This window comes from Alcaligenes faecalis (genome assembly GCF_002443155.1).
GTDB classification, from domain to species: domain Bacteria; phylum Pseudomonadota; class Gammaproteobacteria; order Burkholderiales; family Burkholderiaceae_B; genus Alcaligenes; species Alcaligenes faecalis.
This window is the reverse complement of sequence record NZ_CP023667.1, coordinates 3121983-3138362: the sequence shown is the minus strand read 5'-3', so window position 1 is coordinate 3138362 and position 16380 is coordinate 3121983. Positions and strand designations below refer to the sequence as shown.

General features: G+C 56.2%; 13 protein-coding genes. 9 read left to right on the top strand and 4 right to left on the bottom strand.

Features of this window, described 5'->3' with window-relative positions; translation table 11 throughout:
* The first annotated feature begins 8 nt into the window (after positions 1-8).
* Both mrdA and rodA read left to right on the top strand, forming a co-directional pair.
* The gene (gene mrdA, locus CPY64_RS14660; RefSeq protein ID WP_042486512.1) at positions 9-1868 is read left to right on the top strand and encodes a penicillin-binding protein 2; all 1860 of its coding nucleotides are present in this window, start codon (positions 9-11) and stop codon (positions 1866-1868) included.
* On the top strand, positions 1865-3007 hold the full coding sequence (gene rodA, locus CPY64_RS14655; RefSeq protein WP_042486509.1) for a rod shape-determining protein RodA: 1143 nt from the start codon (positions 1865-1867) through the stop codon (positions 3005-3007). The genes mrdA and rodA overlap by 4 nt, the downstream gene beginning before the upstream one ends.
* A gap of 35 nt (positions 3008-3042) precedes the next feature.
* Here rodA and mutY read toward each other — a convergent pair whose 3' ends face one another.
* From mutY to CPY64_RS14640, 3 genes are read right to left on the bottom strand one after another with little or no spacing between them, the layout of a single operon-like run.
* Positions 3043-4134 (bottom strand): A/G-specific adenine glycosylase, encoded by a 1092-nt coding sequence (mutY, locus tag CPY64_RS14650; RefSeq protein WP_042486875.1) that lies wholly within the window; start codon positions 4132-4134, stop codon positions 3043-3045.
* Positions 4134-5042 (bottom strand): cell division protein FtsX, encoded by a 909-nt coding sequence (locus tag CPY64_RS14645; protein WP_042486508.1) that lies wholly within the window; start codon positions 5040-5042, stop codon positions 4134-4136. Before CPY64_RS14645 ends, mutY begins: the two co-directional genes overlap by 1 nt.
* Entirely contained in the window at positions 5039-5710 is a 672-nt protein-coding gene (locus CPY64_RS14640; protein WP_009460544.1) for a cell division ATP-binding protein FtsE, read from the bottom strand. The genes CPY64_RS14645 and CPY64_RS14640 overlap by 4 nt, the downstream gene beginning before the upstream one ends.
* Positions 5711-5930: 220 nt before the next feature.
* On the opposite strand from CPY64_RS14640, the gene CPY64_RS14635 reads away from it, so the two are divergent.
* The 7 genes from CPY64_RS14635 to CPY64_RS14605 all read left to right on the top strand — a co-directional run bounded on the left by CPY64_RS14635 (position 5931) and on the right by CPY64_RS14605 (position 13541).
* Entirely contained in the window at positions 5931-6947 is a 1017-nt protein-coding gene (locus CPY64_RS14635) for an amino acid ABC transporter substrate-binding protein (RefSeq protein ID WP_042486504.1), read from the top strand.
* A gap of 98 nt (positions 6948-7045) precedes the next feature.
* Positions 7046-8233, top strand: a complete 1188-nt coding sequence (locus CPY64_RS14630) for an amino acid ABC transporter permease (protein ID WP_042486500.1) — start codon at positions 7046-7048, stop codon at positions 8231-8233.
* Positions 8234-9328, top strand: a complete 1095-nt coding sequence (locus CPY64_RS14625) for an amino acid ABC transporter permease (RefSeq protein ID WP_042486498.1) — start codon at positions 8234-8236, stop codon at positions 9326-9328.
* 60 nt (positions 9329-9388) lie between these two features.
* Complete coding sequence (locus CPY64_RS14620; protein WP_042486495.1) at positions 9389-10126, top strand: amino acid ABC transporter ATP-binding protein; 738 nt, start codon at positions 9389-9391, stop codon at positions 10124-10126.
* Positions 10127-10195: 69 nt separating this feature from the next.
* A complete protein-coding gene (locus CPY64_RS14615) occupies positions 10196-11185 on the top strand; it encodes a Bug family tripartite tricarboxylate transporter substrate binding protein (protein ID WP_042486492.1) in 990 nt (329 codons plus the stop codon).
* Between the two features lie 181 nt (positions 11186-11366).
* Complete coding sequence (locus CPY64_RS14610) at positions 11367-12029, top strand: YiaD family glycine zipper/OmpA-like lipoprotein (RefSeq protein ID WP_026484424.1); 663 nt, start codon at positions 11367-11369, stop codon at positions 12027-12029.
* 561 nt (positions 12030-12590) lie between these two features.
* Positions 12591-13541 (top strand): IS110 family RNA-guided transposase, encoded by a 951-nt coding sequence (locus CPY64_RS14605; protein WP_042486490.1) that lies wholly within the window; start codon positions 12591-12593, stop codon positions 13539-13541.
* Positions 13542-14342: 801 nt separating this feature from the next.
* Here the strand turns inward: CPY64_RS14605 and thiC are convergent.
* Positions 14343-16259 carry a phosphomethylpyrimidine synthase ThiC gene (gene thiC / locus CPY64_RS14600; RefSeq protein WP_042486487.1) on the bottom strand — a complete coding sequence of 639 codons (1917 nt, stop codon included), beginning with the start codon at positions 16257-16259 and terminating at the stop codon, positions 14343-14345.
* Positions 16260-16380 lie beyond the last annotated feature (121 nt).

The window sequence follows — 16380 nt, the reverse complement described above, 5'->3', positions numbered from 1 at the left end:
GGGCGGCCATGTTTGAATTCAAAAAAACCTCGCATCAGCTGCGCCAGCGCATTCTGTTTCGCGCCTTGGTAGCGGCCGTTCTGGCCTGCGTTCTGTTAGGGGTGCTGGGCGTGCGCTTGTGGTATTTGCAAGTGGTGCGCTACGAAGGCTTTGCCGCCCGAGCCGATCAGAACCGTATAGCCGTCATCCCGATTACCCCTCGTCGAGGCGAGATTCTGGATCGCAATGGCGAGGTACTGGCCCGTAATTACCGGGACTACACCTTGTCGGCCGTACCCGCCAGTTTGGGCGAGCCAGTAGACGATATGCTGGATCGAGTGGGTGAGCTGGTGGAGCTAAGTCCACGTGATCGTCGTCGATTCAAGCAGAACGTCGCGCAAAATAGCCGATATTCCGAAATACTGCTGCGTAATAATCTGAGCGATGATGAGGCAGCCTGGTTCTCCGCCCATGCTTTCAAGTTTCCTGGTGTGACCCTGCAAGCCCGTTGGGTACGCGAGTATCCGCAAGGTGAAGCGGCGGCGCACGTACTGGGTTATGTGGGGCGTATTTCCGAGGGCGATCAGCAGCGTCTGGAAGAAACCGGGCAAACCGGCAATTACCGGGGCACGCAGGTCATCGGCAAGAAAGGGATCGAGAAAACCTGGGAAAAAACCTTGCACGGACGCACCGGCATTGAGGAAGTGGAAGTAGCCGCTTCGGGCCGGCCGGTACGGACCTTGAGCCGTGTTGATCCTGTACCTGGTGCCAGCCTGCGCTTGTCGCTGGATATTGGCCTGCAGAAAATGGCGGAGGCCCTGTTCACCGGGCGACGTGGTGCGCTGGTGGCCATTGAGCCCAGCACCGGCGAAGTTCTGGCATTTGTATCAGCCCCATCTTTTGACCCGAACCTGTTTATCGATGGTATTGACGTAGAAAACTGGCGCAAGCTGAACGACTCACCGGATCATCCGCTGATTAACCGTCCGCTGTACGGCACCTATCCCATCGGTTCGACCTACAAGCCTTTTGTGGCTTTGGCCGCTCTGGAAACCGGCAAGCGCAAGGCAACGGATCGTATTTCCGACCCCGGTTATTTTGAATTTGGTGGCCAGCGTTTCCGTAACGCGGGTGGCGCGGTCTACGGCTCTACCGACATGCATCGTGCCTTGGTGGTTTCTTCGGATACCTATTTCTATTCCTTGGGCCCGGAAATCGGCGTTGATAATCTGCACGACTTCATGAAGCAGTTTGGCTTTGGCCAGCGGACGGGTATTGACCTGGATGGCGAGCGCCAAGGCATTTTGCCTTCTACTGAGTGGAAGCGTCAGGCCTACCGAAAACCGGCCCAACAGCGCTGGTATGCCGGGGAAAGTATCTCGGTGGCGGTGGGACAGGGCTATAACTCCTTTACCGTGCTGCAACTGGCGCATGCCACTGCCGTGCTGGCCAGCAATGGCATTGTGCGGCCTCCCCACCTGGTCACCCAGACGTTGAGCCCACATGACCCGGAGATTGAACAGCCTGTGCGTATTGATGCCAAGCTGATTCCTTTGAAGCAGGCTAATGTGGATGTGGTCAAACGCGCTCTGGTGGATGTGGTGCGCCTGGGTACGGCCCGCCGCGCCTTTGCGGGTGCGGCTTATCAGGCTGCGGGCAAGACAGGGACGGCACAGGTCTTTAGCTTGCGTGGCGCCAAGTACAACGCCAATGCTATTGACGAGCGTTTGCGCGACCACGCTTTGTTCATGTCCTATGCTCCGGCAGAGAATCCCAAAATCGCAGTGGCCTTGATTGTAGAAAATGCGGGTTGGGGTGGTTCGGTTGCGGCACCGATTGTGCGCAAGGTCTTTGATTACTGGCTGGTAGAACGAGGGCAGATGCAATGAAGCGACTTTTGCAACTGGGCCTGAGAGCCGTTACCGCCTTTGATTGGCCCTTGCTATTGTTGCTGGTCTTGATGGCCGCACTGGGTATGACCGTCATGCATTCGGCCGTGGGCGGTACGGACTGGCGTTTTGCAGACCAGGTTCGTAATTTCCTGCTGGCCTTTGGCGTGATGTGGGTGGCGGCCCTCATTCCTCCCACCATGTGGATGAAGCTGGCCCCAGTCGTTTATTCGGTTGGGGTGGTACTGCTTTTGGGGGTGGAGTTCTTTGGCGAGACCAGCAAGGGCGCAACGCGCTGGCTGGACCTGGGGGTGGCGCGTATTCAGCCTTCGGAAATGCTCAAGATTTCTGTGCCCTTGATGCTGGCCTGGTATTTCCACCGCTATCAGCGGCCCAAGATGAGCCTGCTGGACTTCATGGTGGCGGGTATCTTGCTGATGATTCCGTTCTTGCTGATCGTGCGTCAGCCGGACTTGGGTACGGCCCTGCTGGTGTTTGCGGCCGGTTTCTGCGTGATTTACTTTGCCGGTCTGTCCTTCAAGCTGATTGTGCCGATTGTGGTGGTGCTGGTGCTGGGTATCAGTGCCTTGCTCTACTACGAAGACTATATTTGCGTACCCGACCTGGACTGGGTAGTGCTGCACGACTATCAGAAACATCGTGTCTGCACGCTGCTGAATCCGGGTAGTGATCGCCTGGGCAGAGGGTTCCATACCATCCAGTCCATGATTGCGATTGGCTCGGGTGGTGTTTACGGCAAGGGCTATATGATGGGCACCCAGTCCCATCTGGACTTTGTGCCCGAGCGTACAACCGACTTCATTTTTGCAGTGTTTGCCGAAGAGTTCGGCTTGTATGGCGGCATCATGCTGCTGGTGCTGTATGCCTTGCTGATTCTGCGCGGCTTGTCGATTGCCGCTGTGGCCCATACCCAGTTCAGCCGTTTGCTGGCCGGTTCCATGTCCATGATGCTGTTTGTCTACGTGTTCGTGAACATAGGCATGGTGACGGGGATTCTGCCCGTGGTGGGCGTGCCTTTGCCATTCCTGAGCTATGGCGGTACAGCCTTGATGACCTTGGGCGTGGCCTGCGGGATGCTGATGAGCATCAGCAACGACAAGCCAGCGCGGCCTGCATAGTGCCGCTCAACCCGGATATGCCGGGGTTCCTGGCGTCAACTCAGAAGTAATTGTTCACTCTCTTTGCTCTGGTACAAGCCCAGCAGCAGCTTGCGTATGGGTGCTGGCAAAGCGGTCTGTTCCAATGCGTCATGATCCTGCCATTGCTGGCCAGCCACCGGCTCGGCCAGTAAGGATTTGTCCACTTGCAGCAGCCAAGGTGTGATGTGCAGCTTGAAGTGCGAGAACACATGCTGGAAAGAGGCCAGCGCAATCGCTTCCTCGTCAGACCAATGCAGTGCCGCCGTTTGCAGGCTGATGGCATCGTCAAACTGGGGCAGAGTGAGCAGGCCACCCCAAATACCCTTGTCGGGCCGTTGCTCCAGCAGGACCTGACCATTCAGCTCCAGAATCAGCACATGCGCATAGCGTTCATCCTGGCGGATGCGCTCTTTGGGGCTGGGCAGTTCGGACTGGACCTGGTGGGTGTGAGCATAGCAGTCGCTTTGAAGTGGACAGAGACTACAGGTGGGCTTGCTGCGCGTACAGCATTGCGAGCCCAAATCCATCAGCCCTTGGGTGTAGGCCGCCATATCCAGGCTGGCGGGAGCAAGCTCGACGACTTCATCGGCCTTGCCCCACAAGGTGTTTTCCACAGCCTTTTTTTGTGTGGGGCCATAAATTCCGAAATAGCGCGTGAACACACGTTTCACGTTGCCGTCCATGATGGGGCTGCGTTCGCCAAAACAGAAGGCGGCGATGGCACAGGCGGTAGAGCGGCCAATACCGGGTAAGGTCGCCAGGTCCGTGGCATTGTCTGGAAAACGGCCGTCCCATTTCTCAATGACCTCACGAGCACAGCGGTGCAGGTTACGGGCACGGGCGTAGTAGCCCAAACCGGCCCAATAGGGCATGACTTCATCTTGCTCGGCAGTGGCCAGAGCCTTGACGGTGGGGAAGCGTTCCAGAAAGCGCTCGTAATAACCCAGGACGGTGGCGACCTGGGTTTGCTGCAGCATGATTTCGGAGAGCCAGACGCGGTACGGGTCTTGCGTGTTCTGCCAGGGGAGGTGGTGGCGGCCGGAGGTTTTTTGCCAAGCCACCACTTTTTCGGCCAGATCTTGGGGACGGGGTTCAGGAAGTGACATCAATATTGGGTACTACGGGTAACAGACCAGCGAGCCGCCAGTGCGCCCAAAATGGCGACCAAAATAGCAGCTGTCAGCAAAAGAGAAAATTCCGGCAGCTGGAGCGTCAGCTGGACGCCATAGCTTTGGGCCAGACTGGATAAGGCCTTGTTCAGCGGGGTCAGTGCCAGCAAGGCCAGACCGCATGCCAGGACGCTGGCCGTCAGACCGGTGAGCGCACCCATATACAGGAAGGGGCGCCGTACAAAGGCCTCGGTTGCACCGACCAGACGAGCCACGGCAATTTCTTCGCGCTGGTTCAGGGCTTGCAGACGGACGGTATTGAACACGGTGGCAATCACCACTACGCCCACGCCCGCCATCAAAATCCATAGGCCAATGCGAATGAAGCTTAGAATTGCGGCCAGACGCTGCACCCATTCGCTATCCAGCAGCACGCTATCCACGCCTTCGCGGCCTTGCAGGGTCTCGGCCAGGGTGTCGGCACGCGTTACCAGATCCGGGGTTTCATGCAGGGTCAGCACAATGGCGTGTGGCAAGGGGTTGCTGGGCAACGCGCCCAAGGCGTCTGTCCAGCTGGGGTTGCTCTGTAATTGCTTGAGCGCCTGTTCCTTGCTGACCAGCCTGATCTGGGCCAATTCAGCTTGAAACTCTTTGCCCACGGCCTGGCTGAAAGCCTGCGCCTGTTCCAAGGTGCTGTTTTGCTTCATGAATACCGTCATTTCGGGCGAGGTAGGGATCTCGCGCACGACAGGCTGAGCGGCCAGCAGGATACTGGCCCCCAGCACAGGCACGGCCAGGGTCAGGGCAATGACCAGCAGGTTGGACAGTGAGGAGAAAGGTTGCACTTTCAGGCGGCGCAAGGCCACCAGGAAAGCGTATTGATGATGACGCAGCCAGGTTCTCATGCCAGCACTCCGGGGTGATCGGAAAAACGGCCGTCCTGAATGAGCAGGGTGCGGCGCGCATAGCGTGCCATCAAATTCAGATCATGCGAAGCAATCAAGGTGGTGACACCCACCCGGTTAAAGTCCATCAATACATCCATGATGCGTTTGGCGTTATCGGCGTCCAAATTGGCTGTTGGTTCGTCGGCAATCAAAATAGCCGGGCGATTCACAATAGCGCGGGCAATCGCCAGCCGTTGCTGTTCACCGCCAGACATTTCCACGGGCTTTAAATCCTCTTTGCCGCGCAAGCCTACTTTTTCCATGGCGGCGCGAGCACGTGCCTGGGCGGTGCTGGGCTCCAGGCCCATGACTGCCAGGGGCAGGAGCACATTGGCCAGGGCGCTGCGGTCTTGCAGCAAGTGCGTATCTTGTAAAACCACGCCCACCGCGCGTCGCAGATAGGGGCGGGCGCGGGCCGGCAGCTTGTCCAGCCTGTGCCCATTGACCTGAACCGAGCCACGGCTAGGTAGCTCCAGGCCGCCGATCAGACGCAATAAAGTGGATTTACCTGCTCCAGAGGGGCCGGACACAAAAATGAATTCGCCGTCATCAATGCGAAAATTAATGTCGGCTAGAATATTTTTACTGCGGCCATACGATTTAAAAACGTGTTGGAACTCGATCATCGCGACGCACAATTAAAGAGGAATCTGCTTGAAAAGCCCCTATGGAATGACCGACGGGGCTCGCATGAAAATGTCGGCGTAGGTAAAAGTATTAGTCAGATTGTTAGAGGGAAACCCCCGATTTGTGTTTGCACAGTCTGGCTCTACGATTGGACACCACAGCTTAGCTGCAATTGTAATCTGCATCCATTTACCAAAAGTAAACAGGAGGTGATATTCCATGACCTTAGTGAAAACCATTGCATGTAGTGTTGCGTTGATGGCCCTGGCCGCTAATGCACAAGCAGGTGAAACCCTGGACTCGGTGAAGAAGAAAGGCTTTGTTCAGTGTGGTGTCTCAACAGGTATTGCAGGATTCTCGCTGGCCGACAGCAAGGGTGTCTGGTCCGGCATTGACGTGGACATGTGCAGTGCGATCGCCGCTGCTGTTTTTGGGGATGCCAAAAAATACAAGGTTACGCCTTTGACCACTCAGCAGCGCTTTACTGCCCTGCAATCGGGTGAGGTCGATGTGCTGACCCGTAATACCACCGCGACGATCTCTCGCGACACAACTCTAGGTTTGGTCAGCACTGGCATTAACTACTATGACAGCCAGGGCGTGATGGTGAAAAAATCCCTGGGCGTGAAAAGCGCCAAGGAGCTGGATGGAGCCGCTGTGTGCGTACAGCCCGGCACCACGACTGAGCTGAACCTGGCTGACTGGTTCCGTGGTCAGGGTATCAAGTTCAACCCTGTGGTGATCAACAACCCTGAAGAAGCCATGCGCTCCTTTACCTCCGGTCGTTGCGACGGCTTTACCAGTGATAAGTCCCAGCTGGCAGCCATGCGTGCTGCTCAGGCCACGCCGGACGAGTTCGATATCCTGCCCGAGGACTTCTCCAAAGAGCCGCTGGGCCCCTTCGTGCGTCAGGGCGACGAGGACTGGTTCACTCTGGTGCGCTGGACGCTGAACGCCATGCTGGAAGCTGAGGAATATGGCATTACCAGCGCGAACGTTGATGAAATGACCAAGAGCGATAACCCCAACGTCCAGCGTATTCTGGGCGTATCCGGTGAGCTGGGCAAAGGTCTGAAGCTGGATAACAAGTGGGCCTACAACATAATTAAACAGGTCGGCAACTACGGCGAAAGCTTCGAGCGCAATCTGGGTAAATCGACCGCCTTGAAGCTGGAGCGCGGTTTGAATGCGCAATGGCGTGACGGTGGCGTGATGTACGGCTGGCCAGTGCGTTAAGATTTCGGTCTTCGCTGTTTGTTCTTGCGTCTGGCTTCGGCCAGACGCGCGCCACCTCGCAGGGCTACGCGTAGTGCTGCATCCACGGGTTTTACGCTATGGCACAAAATACACCTGCCGCGCCAGCCCCCCCTAAACGGCGCCTGTCCTGGAATGATCCGTTCACTCGCGGCATTATTTACCAGGTGCTGATTTTGGGTGTGCTTGGCTTTTGTGTGTGGTATCTGGTCTCCAATACCTTGCACAACCTGGCTGTTCGCAATATTTCTACAGGCTTTGATTTCCTGAATCGAGAGGCTGGCTTTGCCATTGGCGAGTCGGCGCTGGCTTATAAGCCCTCGGATACTTATGGGCGGGCCATTCTGGTCGGCCTGGTCAATACGTTGAAAGTAGCGGTGATCGGCATTATTGCCGCCACCGTATTTGGCACCTTGCTGGGCATTGCACGTTTGTCCAAGAACTGGCTGGTTTCCCGGCTGGCGGGCTTGTACGTGGAAGTGATGCGTAACGTGCCATTGCTGCTGCAACTGTTTTTCTGGTACGCCCTGATTACCGAAACCTTGCCCGGCCCCAGGCAGGCTTTGAACCCCTTGGGCGGCGTATTTTTATCGAATCGAGGTTTGAAGCTACCCACCTTGCAGGGCGATGGCATGGACTGGATCTTCATGGGTCTGGGGCTTGCTGTGGTGCTGTGGGTCTTGATGGCGCACTGGGCGCGTCGTCGTCTGGAAAAAACCGGCCGACCTTTCCCCACCATTCGTTTTGGCATTTTGTTGCTTGTTCTGATGCCGGCTCTGGCCTTGCTGATCAGCCCCCAACCCTTGGCGCTGGATATACCACGCCTGCAAGGTTTCAACTTTGTCGGGGGCGTGACCTTATCGCCTGAATTTGCCGCTTTGCTGGCCGGCCTGATTACCTATACCTCGGCTTTCGTGGCGGAAGTGGTGCGCTCCGGCATTCAGGCTGTGGGCAAAGGGCAATGGGAAGCGGCGCAGGCACTGGGTCTGTCCCGTGGTCGCATGATGCGTCTGGTGGTTCTGCCTCAGGCACTGCGCGTGATTGTGCCCCCCATGACCAGCCAGTATTTGAACCTGACTAAAAACAGTTCCCTGGCGGTGGCTATTGGTTATCCCGATATTGTGTCTGTGGTGAACACCACCTTGAACCAGACTGGGCAGGCGATTGAAGGCATCTTGATCATCATGGCGGCTTATTTGACGGTCAGTCTGTCGATTTCGGTCTTCATGAACTGGTACAACAATCGCATTGCTTTGGTGGAGCGCTAAATGAGTCATACGCCTACATCCACCGTAAGCGGGCCACCGCCATTGCAGCGGGGCCCCCTGGGCTGGCTGCGCCAGAACCTGTTTTCTTCTCCCTTGAATGCCATTCTGACAGCCTTGTCGGCCTGGCTGCTCTTGATGACCGTACCGGCCATGATCGACTGGTTGTTCATCAAGGCCAATTTCGATGCGCAAACCGCGCAGGATTGTCGGGCCAGTGCGGGTGCGTGCTGGGCTTTCATTCGTGAAAAGCACCGTCTGATCCTGTTTGGCATCTATCCCTATGACGAGCAGTGGCGGCCCTTGCTGGCCTCCATCCTGCTGACTTTGCTGATCGTGTGCAGTTGCGTGCGCTGGTTCTGGAAGCCGTGGCTGCCTTTGCTCTGGCTGGTTGGATTGAGCGTCGTGGGTATTTTGATGTGGGGCGGTGTGCTGGGTCTGAGCTATGTGGAAAACAGCCTGTGGGGCGGCTTGCCGTTGACCTTGATTCTGGCTACCTTCGGCATCGCTTTTGCCTTTCCTTTGGGCCTGTTGCTGGCCTTGGGACGTACCTCGCGCTTGCCGGCCGTCAAGGCGGTCTGCGTGGTCTATATCGAGCTGATTCGTGGCGTGCCGCTGATCAGCTTGCTGTTCATGTCCTCGGTGATGCTGCCTTTGTTCATGCCCGAGGGCTTTAACATCGACAAGCTGTTGCGCGCTCAGATCGCCATCATTCTGTTTGCGGCGGCGTACATCGCGGAAACCGTGCGGGGCGGCTTGCAGGCCATTCCCAAAGGACAGTACGAAGGGGCGGCTTCGCTGGGCTTGAGCTACTGGCGCACCATGCGGCAGATTATTTTGCCGCAGGCTCTCAAGATCGTGATCCCACCACTGGTAGGCATTTTCATTTCCCTGTTCAAGGACACCTCCCTGGTCGTGATTATCGGTATTTTCGATCTGACTCAGGCGGCCAAAGTGGCCTTGGCCGATGCAGCCTGGCGCGGCTTCAGCCGGGAAGCCTATCTGTTCATCGCACTGATTTATTTTGTGTTCTGCTACTCCATCTCTCGCTACAGTCGTTCGCTGGAGCGACGTTTGCAAACGGGTTATGAACGCTGACACAGGTAGCAAGGCTTTGGGTGTCACCTCGAGCCTTGCTGGCCAGACAAGGAGTTTTGCATGGCAGACGCCATTATTCAGCTAAAGAACGTCAATAAATGGTACGGGCAGTTTCATGTGCTGCGCGACATCAATCTGGACGTGGCCTCGGGCGAGCGCATCGTTATTTGCGGCCCATCGGGTTCGGGCAAGTCCACGTTGATCCGGTGTATCAATCGCCTGGAAGAGCATCAGAAAGGGCAGATTATTGTGGCCGGTGAGGAGCTTACCAACGATGTGCGCCAGGTCGAGGCCATTCGGCGTGATGTGGGCATGGTATTTCAGCACTTCAACCTGTTTCCCCACCTGACCGTAATGGAGAACCTGACTTTGGGACCGATGTGGGTACGTCGCAAGACCAAGGCGCAGGCGCAGGAGCTGGCCATGAAGTATCTGGAGCGTGTGCGCATCCCGGAGCAGGCCAACAAGTATCCCGGACAGCTTTCCGGTGGACAGCAGCAGCGCGTGGCTATTGCACGTTCCTTGTGCATGGAGCCTAAAATCATGCTGTTCGACGAGCCCACCTCGGCCTTGGACCCGGAAATGGTCAAGGAAGTGCTGGAAGTGATGGTGGAACTGGCCCATACCGGCATGACCATGCTGTGCGTGACCCACGAGATGGGTTTTGCGCGTAAAGTGGCAGATCGGGTCATTTTTATGGATCAGGGCGAAATCATCGAGCAAAATACCCCTGATGAGTTCTTTGACTCGCCACGCAGTGAAAGAACACGCGAGTTCTTAAGCCAGATCATTCATTAAGATCGGTGGCTGCTCTGAATGGGCTGCCTTGCGCAGCCCATATGCATTTTTATTTCAAGGAAAAAAGTGATGTTTCGTGTCTGTAAGTGGCTGCTGGCTGTCTCTGGTGTTGCGGCTGTCATGGCTGCCCCGGCTGTAATGGCAGAGGATTCCTATCCTTCCAAACCTATCCAGTTCGTGGTGCCTTACCCGCCGGGTGGCCCCTTGGATAGCATGGCACGCTTGCTGGCTGAACGTGTCAAAGGCGATCTGGGCACGGTTGTGGTGGAGAACAAGTCGGGCGCGGGTGGCAACATTGGTGCCAGCATCGTGGCCAAGGCCGCTCCGGACGGCTACACCCTGATGATGGGCGCCGTGGCTATCAACTCCATCAATCCCTGGTTGTACAAGACGGTTCCTTTTGATCCGGTCGAGAGCTTTGCGCCTATCGCTCTGGTTGCCTCGGTGCCTAACATCCTGATCGTGAACAAGGAATTTGCTGCGGAAAACAAGATTGCGTCCGTGCAGGATCTGATCAGCTATGCCAAAGAACACCCCGGTCAGATGAACTTTGCTTCGGGCGGTAATGGCAGTGCAGGTCATCTGGCTGGTGAAGTGCTGAATACCCGTGCTCAGATCAATTCCGTGCACGTTCCTTACGCCGGTGCCAACCCCGCCAAGACGGCCTTGCTGGCTGGCCAAGTGCATTTCATGTTTGACAACCTGGCTTCTGCAGCGCCGCTGATCAAGGCCGATACCGTCAAGGCACTGGCGGTGACTACTCTGGAGCGTTCCAGTTTCCTGCCCGACGTTCCTACCATGGAACAGGCTGGTGTGAAGCCTTTTGATCTGGGTACCTGGTTTGGTGTGTTCGCTACCGGCGGTACGCCACAGCCTGTTCTGGACAAGCTGTATGCCGCTTACTCCAAGGCTTTGATGGACCCGGCCGTGCGTGAGGCACTGGCTACCATGGGTTCTGATGTGCAGCCTGGTACCATGGCTGAGTTCAGCGAGCTTGTCAGCAATGATCTGAAGAAGTACAAAGAAGTCGTTGCCGACTCGGGCGCCGAGTTGTTCTAAGCTTTCAAAGACTTAGCCCCCAGGCAATCAGTGACTTAAGTTGGTCTGGTCGCTGGCAAGCTCAAGAATTGTTAAAGAAGGCAGTGAAGTCTGTTTTGAAGTACCTGCTTGCTGTTCATCTTGCTAGTATTAGAGGCATTCAAGCGGTCCTGGTACTTAATTTGAGATTACGGAGCCAATAATGACAATTTCCATTCGTTCTGCAAAATTAGCAGCATGTGCTGGTGCTCTTTCCCTCTTGGCCGCTTGCGGCACGATGGACAATATGAGCACTGGTGGTCGCACCGCAGTGGGTGCGGGTGGTGGCGCTGCTGTGGGGGCTGGTCTGGGGGCTTTGATTGGCGATAGCAGCAAGGCAGCCATGATCGGTGCAGGTATCGGTGCACTGGCTGGTGGTATTGCGGCTTATAACTGGTCTGGCATTAAAAAGGATGTTCAGCAGTCTGGCGCAACTGGCCTGGGTGTGGATGTGACCGAAATGCCGGACGGCAGCTTGCGGGTCAATATTCCTAGCAGCGTGTCTTTTGATACCGGCCATTATCAGTTGAAACCTGCTTTGCTGCCTGTTCTGGATAGTGTGGCTCGCGCCATGAATCAGCACCCAGAGTTGCGTGCCAAGGCTGTCGGCCATACCGATAGCACCGGGTCGGCACAGACCAATCAAACTTTGTCGGTTAACCGCGCAAGTGCTGTGACGAATTATCTGACGCAGCAAGGTGTGGGGCAAGGTCGTTTGATGGTGGAAGGCCGTGGCCCGAACGCTCCTATTGGTGATAATGCGACGGCAGAAGGCCGCGCCATGAACCGCCGCGTGGAGTTGTATTTGTACGCTCCGCAGAAGTAAGTCTCTGCTTGTACGCCTTCGGGCGTGTTGATAAAAGGCCCGGTTTTTTAGCCGGGCTTTTTTTGTGCTCGATCGGGGAGTAATGGGGTTTTAGGGCAGAATCCTCTGCTTGTTGCTTGTTGCTTGTTGCTTGTTGCTTGTTGCTTGTTGTTAGCTGTGAGCTGCCAATTGGTGCTTATCTGTTGTCGCTGATGACGTCACCGTTGCTTTGGGGTAAGACTGATTATTGAGTAGAACCCAGTAATGAGCACGCCCTTGGGGGCGGTGGAGACCCGGAGGGGCTTGAGCACTTGCCGGTGCTGCGCACCGGTCCCCTTGTCGAGGTCATCATCCGGGCGCACTCTGAACTTGTATGGTTAAGTTGTCGGGGTGGAGGGACATCCTGAACGATCGGCCAATGCCGGACCGACACCGCGAGAACTCTCCCGCCCCACCCATCACCGTCGATAAGGAACTGAGCGGCGCCGTTCATCGAACCGCGACCGCCGATCTGAACGCAAGTCAACGAGCCGGATGGCGTACACCCCGACGTTACTCATTGTGCGCTTTGGAGGTGCTCCCATGCAAACGACTGTGCTTTATATCGGTGCTGATGTTGCCAAGGCTGAGCTGGTCATAAGCGTAGCGGGCCAACGGCCCTGCATCATTGCCAACACGGCGACTGGCATTACCCGTTGGTTAAAGACAGTGTCAGAACACGCGCTAATTGCCATGGAGTCAACGGGCAATTACCACACCTTACTGGCCCAGTTGGCTTATCTGCATGGCTTGACGGTCTATATCTTGAACGCGCGTGATGTCTTTTACTATGCACGAGCCTTAGGCAGCCGGGCCAAGACCGATAATATTGATGCAGAGGTCATTGTCCGCTACCTGCAAGAGCATCAATCCAGCCTGCAAGCTTGGCAACCGCTCACCCCCGAGCAACAACAGTTGCGTCAACTGTTGTCTCGTCGCGCTCAAGTGATCACTCACCAGAGCGCTTTACGCCAGGCCTTTACCGACGTGGATCTATCAGGTGTCGATACCCAAGCGTTGCAACATGGATTTGATGTTGTGCTGGCCTCAATGGATCAACAAATACAGCATTTGATTGCGAACGACCCGCAGCTCGAACAGGGATATCAACGTTTACGTAGTGTGAGTGGCATCGGTCAACAGACAGCGGCCTTGTTGACCGAACTGCTCAATCGTATTCCCTTTGCCAATGCGGATGCCTTAGTCGCGTATAGCGGGCTCGATCCCCGACCCAACGACTCAGGGACCAAGCGAGGCCGTCGTCGTATCAGCAAGCGTGGGCCGACTTTGCTGCGCCGACAACTGTATTTGGCAGCGATGTCGGCCTGCCGCAGTGCGGCATGTAAACCGTTGTATGAAGCGTATCGTGCCCGAGGCCTGGCGGGCACAGAATCGATTGTGATTCTGGCTCGTAAGTTGCTGCGCATTGCATATGCCGTGTGGAAAAGTGGACAAGCCTTTGACCCGTCCAAACTATCACCTAAAACAGCTTGACCCAAACCATAGAACCTCGCGGGGTGGTTCGTCCCCCGGACGAACCACAAGCGTTCCGCTCAAACAGCAGAGTGCTTGCACCCCGGATCATGCCCCCGCCCGCGGCAAGTACTCTGAATCGCCCCTCCGGGTCCCCACCGCCCCCAAGGGCTCATACCGTGGCTATTCAAGTAATCATGTATTCAGGGTCTGAGATTTGGGATCTCGGATCTGAAGTTTGGGGCTTGAGGTTTGACGTTTGACGTCGGAGGTGAAAGGACTGAGGTGAGTGGTCGGAGGTGAAAGGTCTCAGGTGAGAGGCCTGAGGTGGGAGGTCAGAGATTCGACGCAGGTTAGGAAAGTGCCATACGCCATTCAAGGATGCAGTTTGAACTGTTCAGAAAAAAACGATTGTGAGCCAGTTGAGCCTAGCTTCAGGGTGTCCGGGCGGTTCAGAGGGTTTGCCGCGGGCGGGAGATAGCGTAGGGATGCAAGCATCCTGCTGTTTGAGCCGGACGCTTGTACTTGGTCCGGGGGACCAAGTACCCGGCGAGTTCAGGATGCGCCCGTAGCTATCTCCTGACAAGGGCACCGGTGCGCAGCACCGGCAAACACTCAGCCCGGACACCCTGAAGCTAGGCTTGACTGGCGTCTCCTGCAACGATCTCTTCTGCCTGACAAACCTCGCGTTCCTACAAATGAAGCAACGAACCCCGCACAAAAAAAAGCCCCAGGCAGAAAAAATCCACCCAGGGCTTTAACCCATCAAGGCCCGATCAAACAAAGATCATGTTCACACCCAGGCCCGTGTTCAACAAAGCATCAAGCCTCCTGATACAGCTTGCTGCCCTGCTGAACGAACTGTACTGACATCTCCTTCATCCCCTGATCCACAGCGGACTGCTCATCCAGACCATTAGCCTTGGCATAGTCCCGTACATCCTGCGAGATCTTCATGCTGCAGAACTTGGGCCCACACATGGAGCAGAAATGCGCCACTTTCATCGAGTCCTTGGGCAGGGTCTCGTCGTGGAATTCACGTGCCGTATCCGGGTCCAGCCCCAGATTGAATTGATCATCCCAACGGAATTCAAAGCGTGCCTTGGACAAGGCATTGTCCCGGAATGCCGCCGAGGGATGCCCCTTGGCCAAGTCCGCTGCATGTGCCGCGATCTTGTAAGTGATGATGCCGTCCTTCACATCCTTCTTGTTCGGCAAACCCAGATGCTCCTTGGGCGTCACATAGCACAGCATCGCCGTACCTTGCCAGGCAATCATCGCCGCACCTAAACCGGAAGTGATGTGATCGTAGCCCGGTGCAATGTCTGTAGCCAAAGGCCCCAAGGTATAGAAGGGGGCCTCATGACAGTGCTCCAGCTGCAACTGCATGTTCTCTGGAATCAGATGCAAAGGCACATGACCAGGACCTTCAATCATGACCTGAACATCATGCTTCCACGCAACCTGAGCCAACTCGCCCAAGGTACGCAGTTCCGCGAATTGCGCCTGATCATTGGCGTCATAGCCCGACCCGGGACGCAAGCCATCACCCAGCGAGAAAGCCACGTCGTACTGCTTCATGATCTCGCAGATGTCCTCGAAATGCTCGTACAAGAAGCTTTCACGATGATGCGCCAGACACCACTTCGCCATGATGGAACCACCACGCGAAACAATGCCTGTCATGCGGCTGGCCGTCATGGGAATGAAGGGCAAACGCACACCGGCGTGAATGGTGAAATAGTCCACGCCTTGCTCGGCCTGCTCAATCAAGGTGTCGCGGAAAATATCCCAGGTCAGATCTTCGGCAATGCCGCCGACCTTTTCCAGTGCCTGGTAAATAGGCACCGTACCAACGGGAACCGGCGAGTTGCGAATAATCCATTCGCGCGTCTCATGGATATTCTTGCCCGTGGACAAATCCATGATGGTGTCCGCACCCCAGCGAATCGCCCAGGTCATTTTCTCGACCTCTTCGCCAATGGTGGAACCCAGGGCGGAGTTACCGATGTTGGCGTTGATCTTCACCAGGAAATTGCGGCCAATAATCATGGGCTCGGTTTCCGGGTGGTTGATATTGGCGGGCAAAATGGCTCGGCCACGCGCAATCTCATCACGAACAAACTCGGGCGTTACGGTGGTGGGCAAGCTGGCACCGAAACCCTGACCAGGGTGTACCTTGGTCAGGCGACGAGCCATCTCTTCACCTTGTGGGCCACTGGCGCGCAAACTTTCAATGTATTGCTCGCGTCGCAGATTCTCCCGAATCGCCACAAACTCCATTTCGGGAGTGATGATGCCGCGCCGTGCGTAATGCATTTGCGTGACATTAGCACCCGAAATACTGCGCCGGGGTTGGCGCTTCAGTTCAAAGCGCAAGGTGTCCAGCTCCGGATCAGCCTGGCGGGCCTGACCATACTGGCTGTTGAGTCCTGCCATCAACTCGGTGTCATTGCGCTCGCTGATCCAGGCTTGGCGCACGGGGGGCAGGCCTTTGCGGATATCGATCTGTACCGAGGGGTCTGTGTAAGGACCGCTGGTGTCATAAACGCTTAAGGGAGGATTGGACTCGGCGCCGAAGTGGCTGGGCGTATCAGCCAAAGAGATTTCCCGAAAAGGCACACGCAGATCAGGCCGTGAGCCGGTTTGATAAGTCTTTCGGGAGTTGGGTAAGGGCTGGATCGCAGCCGGGTCTACGCTGGCCGCTGTGGCCGTAAAAGAAGGGGTTTTGCTTGTCATTGCAGCTCCAAAGAAATGGTGGAGCCGATATAGGAAGAAGTGCCGTGCAGGCATTGCACCTGTTGCACACGCTCCCAGCATCGGCATTATCCGTACTGGTACGAGGGTTTATCTCAACCCG